11 protein-coding genes and 3 pseudogenes are annotated in these 11,195 nt (G+C 68.9%); 10 read left to right on the top strand and 4 right to left on the bottom strand.

Features of this window, described 5'->3' with window-relative positions; all coding sequences use genetic code 11:
* Window positions 1-17: 17 nt before the first annotated feature.
* Window positions 18-1,532, bottom strand: a complete 1,515-nt coding sequence (locus DZA62_RS34990) for an FAD-dependent oxidoreductase (RefSeq protein ID WP_116953608.1) — start codon at window positions 1,530-1,532, stop codon at window positions 18-20.
* A 339-nt stretch (window positions 1,533-1,871) separates the two neighbouring features.
* Between DZA62_RS34990 and DZA62_RS34985 the strand changes: the two are divergent.
* From DZA62_RS34985 to DZA62_RS36145, 3 genes and pseudogenes are all read left to right on the top strand, one after another.
* Window positions 1,872-2,342, top strand: a pseudogene (locus tag DZA62_RS34985) (transposase); the annotation flags it as partial.
* A gap of 885 nt (window positions 2,343-3,227) precedes the next feature.
* The gene (locus DZA62_RS34980; RefSeq protein WP_116953607.1) at window positions 3,228-3,461 is read left to right on the top strand and encodes a hypothetical protein; all 234 of its coding nucleotides are present in this window, start codon (window positions 3,228-3,230) and stop codon (window positions 3,459-3,461) included.
* Between the two features lie 167 nt (window positions 3,462-3,628).
* Window positions 3,629-3,796, top strand: a complete 168-nt coding sequence (locus tag DZA62_RS36145; RefSeq protein WP_157988106.1) for a hypothetical protein — start codon at window positions 3,629-3,631, stop codon at window positions 3,794-3,796.
* A gap of 210 nt (window positions 3,797-4,006) precedes the next feature.
* Here DZA62_RS36145 and DZA62_RS34975 read toward each other — a convergent pair whose 3' ends face one another.
* Both DZA62_RS34975 and DZA62_RS37770 read right to left on the bottom strand, forming a co-directional pair.
* Window positions 4,007-4,477: an endonuclease/exonuclease/phosphatase family protein gene (locus DZA62_RS34975; RefSeq protein WP_332871905.1), complete on the bottom strand. Its 471-nt coding sequence runs from the start codon at window positions 4,475-4,477 to the stop codon at window positions 4,007-4,009.
* A gap of 103 nt (window positions 4,478-4,580) precedes the next feature.
* Window positions 4,581-4,832: pseudogene (locus DZA62_RS37770) on the bottom strand (endonuclease/exonuclease/phosphatase family protein); the annotation flags it as partial.
* A 315-nt stretch (window positions 4,833-5,147) separates the two neighbouring features.
* Between DZA62_RS37770 and DZA62_RS34965 the strand changes: the two are divergent.
* From DZA62_RS34965 to DZA62_RS34950, 4 genes are read left to right on the top strand one after another with little or no spacing between them, the layout of a single operon-like run.
* On the top strand, window positions 5,148-5,681 hold the full coding sequence (locus tag DZA62_RS34965; protein ID WP_198664539.1) for a hemerythrin domain-containing protein: 534 nt from the start codon (window positions 5,148-5,150) through the stop codon (window positions 5,679-5,681).
* A gap of 13 nt (window positions 5,682-5,694) precedes the next feature.
* On the top strand, window positions 5,695-6,531 hold the full coding sequence (locus DZA62_RS34960; protein ID WP_116953603.1) for an alpha/beta fold hydrolase: 837 nt from the start codon (window positions 5,695-5,697) through the stop codon (window positions 6,529-6,531).
* 10 nt (window positions 6,532-6,541) lie between these two features.
* Window positions 6,542-6,916, top strand: a complete 375-nt coding sequence (locus tag DZA62_RS34955; protein WP_116953602.1) for a DUF6766 family protein — start codon at window positions 6,542-6,544, stop codon at window positions 6,914-6,916.
* Window positions 6,917-6,939: 23 nt separating this feature from the next.
* Window positions 6,940-7,926: a TIGR03557 family F420-dependent LLM class oxidoreductase gene (locus DZA62_RS34950; RefSeq protein ID WP_116953601.1), complete on the top strand. Its 987-nt coding sequence runs from the start codon at window positions 6,940-6,942 to the stop codon at window positions 7,924-7,926.
* A gap of 267 nt (window positions 7,927-8,193) precedes the next feature.
* Here the strand turns inward: DZA62_RS34950 and DZA62_RS34945 are convergent, their stop codons facing one another.
* Window positions 8,194-8,769 carry a Ppx/GppA phosphatase family protein gene (locus tag DZA62_RS34945; RefSeq protein WP_232827683.1) on the bottom strand — a complete coding sequence of 192 codons (576 nt, stop codon included), beginning with the start codon at window positions 8,767-8,769 and terminating at the stop codon, window positions 8,194-8,196.
* 536 nt (window positions 8,770-9,305) lie between these two features.
* Here DZA62_RS34945 and DZA62_RS36640 point away from each other — a divergent pair.
* From DZA62_RS36640 to DZA62_RS37765, 3 genes and pseudogenes are all read left to right on the top strand, one after another.
* Window positions 9,306-9,902: an IS110 family transposase gene (locus DZA62_RS36640; RefSeq protein ID WP_198664536.1), complete on the top strand. Its 597-nt coding sequence runs from the start codon at window positions 9,306-9,308 to the stop codon at window positions 9,900-9,902.
* Window positions 9,824-10,591, top strand: coding sequence for a transposase (locus DZA62_RS36635; RefSeq protein WP_198664535.1), 768 nt, complete (start codon window positions 9,824-9,826; stop codon window positions 10,589-10,591). Before DZA62_RS36640 ends, DZA62_RS36635 begins: the two co-directional genes overlap by 79 nt.
* A gap of 454 nt (window positions 10,592-11,045) precedes the next feature.
* Window positions 11,046-11,195 (top strand): annotated as a pseudogene (locus DZA62_RS37765) (electron transfer flavoprotein subunit beta); the annotation flags it as partial.

Genomic DNA, 11,195 nt, shown 5'->3' with positions numbered 1-11,195 from the left:
TCCGCTGCGCATGGCGCTCATCCCGGCGGCTCGACGGGTGGCAGCGGGCGAACGGCGGGACCGGCCAGGACGCGGCCATCGGTGGCGAAACGGGACGCGTGGCACGGGCAGTCCCAGGTGCGTTCGGCGTCGTTGAACACGACGAGGCAGCCGAGGTGGGTGCAGCGAGCCGACCGGCAGTGCAGCATGCCGTCGTCGTCGCGGTAGGCGGCGATCGCCCGGGTCCCGGCCGCGACGACCCGGCCGTGACCGGCAGGGATGGAGTCCGTGCCGTGCCGCGCCACCGCCGTGTCCATCCGGTCGCCGATCAGCCTGGCGGCCACGTATGCGTTTGCCTTGACGAATTCCGCAGCCGACTGCCGGACGGTGCGGCGGGCCGGGTCCAGGAGTCCGGCCAGCGGGTTCTCCTCGCCAGTGATCAGATCGCGCAGGAGGAGGCCGGCGAGGGTGCCGTTGGTCATGCCCCAGTGCCCGAAGCCGGTGGCGACCCAGACGTTGCGGGCGCGCGGGTGGAAGCGGCCGACGTAGGGGAGCGCGTCGACGGTGGTGAGGTCGTGCGCGAGCCAACGGTACGGAACCTCCTGCACCGGAAACCGCTGCTGGGCCCACCTGGACAGATCGTCGTAGTGCCGGGCGACGCTTGCGCGGGCGCCGACCCGGTGCGGTTCGCCGCCCACGATGAGCAGCACACCGCCGTCGTCGAGCGGGGTCGTACGGATCGAGTGCCGATCCTCTGCTGAGATGTACATGTCGTGGGGGACCGCACCGAGATCCGCCCGGCCCGCGACAACGAGGTCGCGACGCGGTTCGAGACGGGCGAAGAAGAGGCCCCGGTCGAAGATCGGATAGTGGGTGGCGACGACGACGTGCCGTCCATGTACCGAACCGCTTGTGGTGTCGACGACACACGGGTCGCCCTCGGTGAGACCGGTAGCCCGCGTCCCGGTGACGATATCGCTGCCGTCGCCCGGGATCATGGCGGCCAGCGCAAGCAGCCAGCGGCGCGGATGGAACTGGGCCTGGGCTGTGAATCGGATGGCACCCGCCACCGGGAGCGGCAGATCCGTTCCGGTGACGAACGACGCCGGCAGCCCGGCCTCGAGCGCGGCGTCCGCTTCGGTCCGTAACTGGGATACCGACGACTCCTGTTCGGCGTAGACGTAGCTGTCGCGGCGGGACAGGTCCGCCTCGGCGCCCAGCACCGCGGCCTCGGACACGATCCAGTCGATCGCCAGCTGCTGCCCCGTTCCGTAGGCTCGGGCGGTCTCCGGTCCGAAGGACCGGGTCAGCGTGGAGTAGATCGTCGAGTGCTGGCTCGTCACCTTCGCCGTCGTGTGACCGGTGACGCCGGTGGCCAGCTGATCGTCGGCCTCGATCAGTGCGACGGTCATACCGGCGCGTTTGAGCAGATAGGCCGTGGTGATCCCGGCGATACCGGCACCGACGACGTCGACGTCGCGGCCGGAGGGCGGCGTGCGGGACGTCGGCGGCGGGTCGCCAGTGCCGTCCAGCCAGAAGGAGCGAGACCGCATCCGTGCCTCCGGTCCGAGCGGATCCGGATCCCGCTCGTTCGGTCACTACCCGGGCAAGCAGCCGACACACTCGGCGCGGTGCGATCGCCGAAGCGCGTTTGTCCGATTGCTGCAGCGGGCAAATCGGTGCGGGGTCGGCTGGAGCCTCTCCAGCCGACCCCGCCACGATCGGTCGCCGGGAGAGCGCCATTGTCCCTCGGCGCTCGCCCCCAGCGCGTTCAGACCGACTGGCGTCCAGGTCCGCGATGATGTGCCTGGACCCGCGAGTACGATCTCGACCGGTCGACGGGGTCGCGGTCGGCGACGTCGATCCGGACCGGCATCTCGGCGGAGGGCAACGCGGCGAACCTGATGGGCGCAACGCCGAAGAGCATGTGGCCGGCGGTCAAGGCGATGCTGCACAGCGTCTACGACCGGCCCGACGCACCAGCGGTGGCCGCGCAGTTCGACCGGCTGCTGGACTACGTCGCCGGCAAGCTCCCCCAGGTCCACGACCACCTCGATGCCGCCCGCGACGACATCCTGGCCTTCACAGCGTTCCCCAAGGACGTGTGGACACAGATCTGGTCCAACAACCCCGCCGAGCGGCTCAACCGAGAGATCCGCCGACGCACCGACGCCGTCGGGATCTTCCCGACCCGCGACGCCATCGTCCGCCTCGTCGGCGCCGTCCTGGCCGAGCAGACCGACGAATGGGCCGAGGGCCGCCGCTACCTCGGACTCGACCTGCTCACCCGCTGCCGCATCAACATCACACCCACCACCGACACCACGATCGGAGCCGAACACCTCCCAGCACTCACCACCTGACCGCACCCACCGAAGGGAAACGCAGCGTCACACCACTATCTGGGATTTAACCTCGTCCGCGCTGGTCATCGACGTGTGATGGTGGCTTGGCGAGAGCTCATGGCTGCTCTGGTTGCTGTACTTCGCTGCTGTACGGCCCAGCGCCCCCGTGCCGGGATACGGCAACGGTGGCCGTCCCGACACGGGGACTTGACCGCCTCGTCGCGGGGGGCGTGGGCGAGGCGACCCGCGCAATTTTTTTAGCGCAGGACCTGTCTCATCGTCAAGGGGGCAGTCGCCGCATGCCCATACTCCCCCCCCATCCCCCTCATAACTGCCGCCCCTTAGGCCGACCGAGCGTGTCAAGGGTCGACGAAGTCGATCACGTAGTGACGCGAAGCGCCCTTGATTCGCGACGTGGAGGCCGGACGATCGGGGCATGAGGGGGATGGGGGAGGACCGCCCAGCTCGGACGGGCACGGGGTTCACCCCAGTGGCACTGAACGGCTCGGTTCGTCTCGTGGTCGTCGGCGGTGGGCTGGTGCGTGGGCCGCCTCGTTCTGGTCGGTAGCCGTCGTGCGGTTGTTGGATCACCAGGCCGGTGACAGGTGAGATGCGTTCTCACTTCGTCACCGGCCTGTTCTGCTTCCGTGCCGCCCGCCCGGCTGTGCCCGGAACGGCCGCTAGGCCGCACGCCCGGTGTAGCCGGGAGGGCGGCTGCCGCCTTGAAAAAACGGAGCTGACCCAGAAGCCCACATCCGATTCCATCCCCACTCAGATCCGCGACAACCCCGCCGAGCGCACCGCGTGGCGGGTCAAGTCCGACGACGCCGCCACCGCGATCCTCGGTGACAGCGTCGGCAAGAACACATCAGCCCGGTGTCGATCCCCAAAGACCGGGCCGGAATGGCCGTCGTCGACAGCCCGGCCGGCGGCCTTGAACTGGTTCGGTTCCCGCTCGTGCCCGGCCACGTCGCCGACACCATCGCCGCCCGCACCACGCACTTGCGCCGCACTATCCACCCCGGCTCTGCCCGGTTCTTCCCGCCCACCGTCGACGGCCGCACCGCACCCCCGCCGCCCCCGGCCCGGCTCACCGCCGTCCCCGGCCGTGACTCTCGTCCGGCGGTGGCGGCATGATCGCCCAGTGGTGGCCGCTCTGTGCTCGCGCAAGACCCGGCTTGGCACCGCTCCGCACACGGCCCCGTCGCCGTCTGCGGCGTTGTTGCTGACCTGTTCACGCCGTGGGAGCGGGACGTGCCACCCGGCCAGATCATGTGCGCTGACTGTGAGGAGGACTAGCTACCATGATCCGCGTCCGCATCTATGGCAGCTGTGTTGACTGCCGCGCCTTGGCCGACCTGCTGTCGGACCTGTATGACGTGATCGAGACGACCGAGGAGGAGTACCGCCCCGCCGACGGCAACCGCCCCGCGGAATGGGTCGTCACCATCCGTGCCCGGGGCCGGTCGTGACCTCGACCGCCGCCCTGGACGCCCTCGACTTGGACCAGCTCGCCGCCCGGCTCTCCGTGTCGCGGGCTGAGCAGTCCACGCGAGGGTGCACGAACCCGATCCGCCTGACCGGCTCGTCGGTGCATGTCGATGCTGTGACGGGTGAGGTCGTCGGCACGCCCCGCAGGTCGACGACCAGTCTTCGTAGCGCCGATGGGCCTCGACCGCCCATCACGACGGCAGATCGGGTGCCGCGGCGCTCAGATCACAGGTGAGGCCGAAGTGGTCGCTGGCCCAGGTGCCATGTGTCGGTTCGTCGAACAAGCGGCGGCATGAGGCGATGGTGGCCGCTGCAGGGGCATGGTTGGGGCAGCGTAGGAGGATGTAGTCGATGCGGCGGCCGGAGATGCGGCGCCAGTCCGACGTGACGAGGGGGTTGTCGGTGGTGAAGGTGAGCCCAGGATCGCTGGGGTTGGAGAACTCCCAGGCGTCCTGGTAGGCGACGCTGTTGCCGGCGAGCGACTGCCGGCCGGTCCAAAAGCGCATGCTCGCCGAGTCCGGCCGGGCATCCATGTCTCCGGCGACCACGACGGCTACTGGGCGCCGTTCGGCGAGCTGGTCGATGAAGAGGGCCGCGCGCACGGATTGGATCTCGCGCTCCTGCTCTGCCTCGAGCCGCCAGCTCGGCTTGTGGGTTGGCAAACAGCAGGGGCCCGAGGGATGTCGTCACCTCGACGGCTGCGCACTGACCTGTGAAGTCGTCCGGGTTCGCGCCTTCGGCCCAGAGGTCGAGCTCATTGACGCGGACGGGTTCCATGCGGCTCACGATGGTGCAACCGACTCCATCAGCGGTTCGGCGTCCGTGGTGGATGACGGTGTAGTCAGGACCGAACAGATCCGCGGCCTGGTCGTAGTCCTCTGTGAGCACGGATTCCTGGAGTGCGACGAGATCGGGTGCGAGCTGAGCGAACACGTCGCGCAGGAGTTTCCGTCGAGCGGGCCAATTGCCGTGCCGTGCCCAGATGTTCTGGGTTGCCACGCGGACTCGCGGCCCCATCCCGGGTGAGGTGGTCATGCACCGACGTATACCCGTCTGCGGCTGCGGCTTACGGCGGGCGAGGCTAGCGGAGCGCATGACGCTGCCACGGGTCGGACGCTCATGACCTGGGGATGGACTAACGGGCACCTCCGGGAACGCACGGTGCGGGTAGCTGGTGGAGCGCCGCGGCGGCTGCGTGATGAGGCAACACCGTGCCGGGGAGGTCAGATCGGCCCGGTTCGGCGCATGTCGTGGGACGGGTCGGGTACGGGCCCGGCCAGGTCGCGACGGGCGACCGGAGGGGTGAGGACGATGGCTGAGAGCCGTGATGTGGTGGATCTGATCGAGAAGGACCACAGGGAGATCGAGCGGCTCTTCGAGCTGTTGCGTAGTGATCCTGGGCGGCGGGATCTGGCGGTGACCGAGGTGACGGCGCTGCTGGTCGCGCACAGCCGAGCCGAGGAGGCTGCGGTGTATCCCGTCGCGCGGGACGAGGCCGGCGAGACTGACGAGGTGGCGCACAGCCAGGAAGAGCATGCCGTGGCCGAGGCGATCCTCGAACGGCTCGCCGCGATGGACGCGCACGATCCCCGGTACGAGGCGGTGCTGCGCGAGCTGGTCGAGTCCGTCGGTCATCACGTCGAGGAGGAAGAGAACACCGTTCTGCCCGGCATGCGGCAGCGGCTCAGCGACGAGCGACGGGCGGAGCTGGGGGAGGCGTTCCTGGCGGCCCGGGCCGAGCACCTCGGCGACCGGCCCGGCGACACCACTCGCGCGGACCTGGCCCAGCAGGCGCGCAACCTTGGCGTTGACGGCACCTCGTCGATGTCCAAGGAGGAACTGCGCGACAAGGTCACGCCCGACTGAGGGCGCTGCGGCCATGGCGACGATCCGAGGCGCTACCGGCAACGCCCTGTACTACGAGGACTCCGGCGGTCCCGGCCGCCCGGTCGTCCTCATCCACGGGTGGCCGTTGAGCGGGCGGATGTGGCAGCCGCAGGCGGGGCCGCTGGCCGCTGCCGGGTACCGCGTTGTCGCCTACGACCGGCGTGGTTTCGGAGAGTCGGACAAGCCGCAGGACGGGTACGACTACAACACCCTCGCTGCCGATCTCGCCGCCGTGATGGACGGGCTTGACCTGCGCGACGCCACCCTCGTCGGGTTCTCGATGGGCGGTGGCGAGGTCGCGCGCTACCTGACCGTCCGCGGCGTCGGCCGGGTGCGGAGCGTGGTGTTCGCATCCGCCGTCACGCCGTATCTGCTGCGGACGGACGACAACCCAGACGGGCCGCTGACCAGAGACGAGGCGGAGAAGACGGCCGAGGCGCTGGCAGCGGACCGCGAGCGGTTCTTCGACGGTCTCACCCGGGATCTCTACACGGCCGGTGGCGAGCTCAGGGTCTCCGAGAACGTCCGGCGGGCGACCTTCGACCTGTGCCGCCGGGCGGGCAAGGTCGCCGCCCTCGAAACGCTGGCGGTGCACGACACCACCGACTTCCGCGCCGACGTGGCGAAGGTCGCGGTGCCGGCGCTGGTCCTGCACGGTGACGCCGACCGGAGGGTGCCGTTCGAAGGGTCCGGCCGGCGCACTCACGAGGCGATCGAGGGCAGCGAACTGGTGCTCGTCGAAGGCGGTCCGCATGGGATGAACGTCTCGCACGCGCCCGAGGTCAACCGGGCGCTGCTCGCCTTCCTGAGCGGCACTGAGCATGGCTAGGGAGGTCATCATGCGGAATCTGAGGCGCTGGGGCGCGGTGTACGTGCTGGTCCTGTTGTTCCTCGGCTCCTGGCTGGGGCAGTTCTTCACCCAGCTGTCGGAGTTCCGCAGCGATCAGCGGGCCCTCGGCCAGCCGTTCACATGGTCGGACTATCTGGCGTCGTTCTTCGCCTCGACGTTGGAGAACTGGCAGAGCGAGTGGCTGCAGCTGGTCTTTCAGGCTGTCCTCCTGCTGGCCGCGAAACACCTGCTGTTCCAGGCCGACGCCGAGGACCTGGAACGGATCGAGCGGAAGATCGACACCATCCACGAGAAGGTCGGCGCCGGACCAGCCGGCCCCGAACGGGGCGACGACGCCGCGATCGACCCCGAACCCCGGAGCTGACCTGTGTCAGGAGAGGAGCGACCATGACGTTCGGATACTTCCTCGCCAGCGAGGACTGGGAGCCGCGGGAACTGGTACGACAAGCCGTCCGGGCGCAGGAAGCCGGCTTCCAGGCGTTGTGGATCTCCGATCACTTCCATCCATGGACCGATCAGCAGGGGCACAGCTCGTTCGTCTGGTCGGTGATCGGCGCGCTGTCGCGTGAGACCGATCTGCCGATCACGACCGCCGTCACATGCCCGACCGTGCGTATCCATCCAGCCATCATCGCGCAGGCCGCGGCGACGAGCTCGGTGCTGCATGGGGGAAGGTTCGTGCTCGGGGTCGGCAGCGGCGAGGCTCTCAACGAACAGGTCACGGGTTCGCCGTGGCCGCTCGCGCCGACCCGGCTGGCCATGCTCGAGGAGGCCGTTGAGATCATGCGCGAGCTGTGGACCGGTGACGTCGTCACTCGGGCCGGTGAGCACTACCGCGTCGAACACGCACGCCTCTACACCTCGCCGAAGACACCTCCGCCGGTCTACGTGTCAGCCTTCGCGCCTGCGGCCGCTAGGTTGGCGGGGCGGATCGGCGACGGCCTGATCTCGACGATTCCCGATGCGGATCTCGTCGCCTCCTTCGAGCGGGCCGGGGGAGTCGGCAAGCCCACTCAGGGTGGTGTGAAGGTCTGTTACGGCGCGGAAACCGCGGAGGCGGTCGGCACCGCGTACCGGCTCTGGCCCAACGAAGGGCTCCCGGGGGAGCTCGCTCAGGTGCTGCGCACGCCGGAGCACATGATGCAGGCGTCGAGCCTGGTCACGCCCGAGCAGATCGCGGCGTCCCATGCGTGCGGGCCAGACCCTGGACGTCACGTCCAGGCGATCACCGAGTACCTCGACGCCGGATACCGCGACGTCTTCGTCAACCAGATCGGGCCCGATCAGGACGCCTTCTTCGACTTCTACGCCGCCGAAGTCCTCCCGCGGCTCAAAGGCGAAGACGACCACGAATTCGTGCCCGGCCGCGGCTAGCCGGCGTCGCCGGGGAGGAGGACGCGTCCCACTCGTTCTCGGGGCGGTCGAACGCGCGATGTGTCGCATTGTCAAAGACTCCGCTGTTGCCGCCGTCATCGCCGCCTGCGTTCACCGTCGCTCGTGACTCCCCGCGCGTCGCCATTTCCCCGTCCGCCACGGGGTCGACGCCGTCCGGTGTCTCAGCCTGTCGACTGCAGTGGCGTCACCGTCGAGTCCGGTGGCCTTCTGTGCTCGTCCAGGTGGCGCACGGGTTGCAGCGGTACCTCAGCGGTGCGTTCGGTGATCGCCTCGAGATGGCTGAGCATGATGCCCTCCCGCAGCGCCCACGGACAGATCTCTGCACTCGAAACGTTGAGCGCCGCCATGGTCGGTCGTGCCGGCGACGACGATGCCGGCGATCAGCTGACTGGCTCGGGCTGCTGAGACCCCTCGTAGCTTGGCGCGTTCGGCGGCGGACATCGCGGCTAGCCGCGGCAGCCAGCGGCGGACGTCGCGACGAGCCAGTTCGCGCCGCACGAAGGGCCCCTTGCGCTGGCGTGCTGCGCCGGCCAGCCGGGCCAGTTGCTTGAATGTCGTCGAAGTGGCGATGACCCGGCGCGGCTGGCCTTCCCAGCGCAGCCGGTCGGCGACCTCGCCGACGGTGTCGCGGACGTGGCGGCGCAGCTCGCGCAACTGGTCGGGGCTGGGCGGGTCGTCAGGGAGCAGTTGCCAGGTGAGCTGGCGGGCACCCAGCGGCAGCGAGATCGCGAGATTGGGCTCGGCGTCGCGGCCGAGCGCTATCTCCATCGAGCGCCGCGGATGTCGAGCAGCAACGGCCGACCGACTGACCAGCGGTACCATCGGTGCACCGCGAGATAGGTCAGCCGTGCCTCCAGTTCGCCGGTGAGGAGCTGCGGCCGGACGCCGGCGCCGTGCGATGTCGCCGAAGCACGTTTGTCCGGCGCCATTCCCGCTCTTTCCCATCCACCCTGAATAGATCAGTATTTCGCCTACCTCGGACATTTGGAACGCAGGTCCTGGGCGGGCTCGCTGGGAGGGGCAGGGCAGCGCTTCCCAGGCCAACAGGGCACGTCGCCCCCTAACCCGGGAGACTCTGGGTGCCGCTCCTCATCGATTGACGTCCCGAGAGCAGAGCATGCGTCCTTCTGGGCTACTAGATGATCGTCCGCAGGGCCGGCGTCAGGCCAGACTCGGTCTAGGCGCTCGGCGGGACGCTCTATTTGGGCTGCCCACCCGGCTTGCGGGTGTGGCTCTATTCCGGTTTGCGGACCGTCGGGCGCCGTGACGAGGCGTGGCTCAAGAGGGGACTGCCCAGCTCGGAGTAGCGATGCCCACCTCGCTGTCCCATCCATTCACGGCAGAGCGCGAGTGCATCCATGAAGAAGATCGTTATCGGGGTCGATCCCCACAAGCTGTCGGCCACGATCGAGGTCGGCGACCAACGAGAGAATGCCCTCGGTTCGGGAAGGTTCACCACCGACCAGGCCGGCTTCGCGGCCATGCGGAAGTACGTGAACCAGTGGCCGGACCGGGAGTGGGCTGTGGAAGGAAGCCTCGGTGTGGGCCGTCCGCTGGCGCAGCGGCTGTTGGAGGCCGGCGAGCGCGTGGTCGATGTCCCGGCCAAGCTCGCGGCCCGTGCACGCCTCTTGGACACCGGGCATGGCCGCAAGACCGACGCCCAGGACGCGCATTCGGTCGCGGTGGCCGCCGTCCGCGCCAAGAACCTGCGTGTCCTCGCGCCCGATGGCCAGCTGGAGGCGCTGAGGATGCTCGTGGACCACCGCGACCAGCTGTCGAATCAGCGGGTGGCGACCGTGAACCGGTTGCAACGTCTGCTCGCCGAGCTCACACCCGGCAACGCGAAGAGGACATCACCGCCCTGCAGGCAAAGGCGATGCTCGCCAGCGTTCGTCCTCGCGACGTCGTCGGGAAGACCCGCCGCCGCATCGCCGCGGACGAGCTGGCCAACCTGATGGCGATCGAGAAGAAGGTCAGAGCGCTCACCGTCGAGATCAAGGCCATCGTCAAGGAGCGTGGCTCGAACCTGATGGGCCTCTCTGGTGTCGGCCCCGTCGTCACGGCGCGCATTCTCGCCGACGTCGGCGACGTCGCGCGCTTCGCTGACCGCAACAGGTTCGCGTCTTGGACCGGGACCGCCCCACTCGACGCCTCCTCTGGTGAGCAGACCCGCCACCGGCTCTCCCGGGCCGGGAATCGCCGGATCAACCGGATGCTGCACATCGCCGCGACCACCCAGATGCGGCTAGACACCGAAGGCCGGGCCTACTACCGACGCAAGCTCGCCGCCGGCAAGACCCGCATGGAAGCTTGCGCTGCCTCACACGACGGATCTCCGACGCGGTCTACCGGCAGTTGGTCGCCGATGCTCGCGCCGCCGACAACATCGAGGAGCTTGGAACGGGCCCGGGAGGGCACTGCGGGGCGACTCATCAATCCAGCGCGGTCGACCTGCCCCCGCACATCGACACTTCGGATCAGCCACTCACCGGGCCCGCGGAACCGACGCTACAACCGAGCCCACGCTCCCGGAAGCCCGCGGCCAAGAATCCCTCAAACGAGCCGGTTGACAACAGAGGGGAGCCGGAACGATGTCACCATCGGGGATCAGCGGTCTGGGCGGATGGCGGCGGCGGCACGTTGATCGCCGGTCAGAGCTGGACGGCTGGTCAGGGTGCACGATCGGGCCGGTGCCGCCGAGGCGGTTCCAGAGCGTGGAGCATGGCTCGCGGAGCGTCGGCAACCGGTCCGGAGACTGGCACCGGCACATCCTCACCGTGATCGGCTGGCGACGCCCACGTCGCGGCTGGTGCCTCGGGTTCGCCGTCGCGGCAGCTTATGAGGGGCGCTGCGTTCAGCTTTCGTCGACGTCGGCCTGGGCCGGATCATCTGCATCTGCCAGCTCGACAACCAGGCGCAGTGCCTGTGCGTCGGAGTTCAGTCCTGCGGTCAGGATGCCGTCTCGCGTCGTTGGGCTCGCTGTGGGTCGAATCTACGGGTGTGTTGATTTCCTGTAGCATGCAGTCGGGCTCACCGAGGTCCTGGATTGAGCTCGCCTTTCACCGGAGGTCCAGGCGTCGATTCGAGGAGTTGGGTCGATGAGGATCGTCGCCCTGGTCAAGCACGTTCCGGACGCCACCGCGGACCGGTCTTTCGCTGCCGACAACACCACCGATCGTGCCGGTGTCGACGGCTTGTTGTCCGAGCTCGACGAGTATGCGGTCGAAGAGGCGTTGAAGGTCGCCGAT

The organism is Jiangella endophytica (genome assembly GCF_003427025.1).
GTDB classification, from domain to species: Bacteria; Actinomycetota; Actinomycetes; order Jiangellales; family Jiangellaceae; genus Jiangella; species Jiangella endophytica.
The sequence above is the reverse complement of the archived record's forward strand: the minus strand, read 5'-3'. Positions and strand labels throughout refer to the sequence as shown.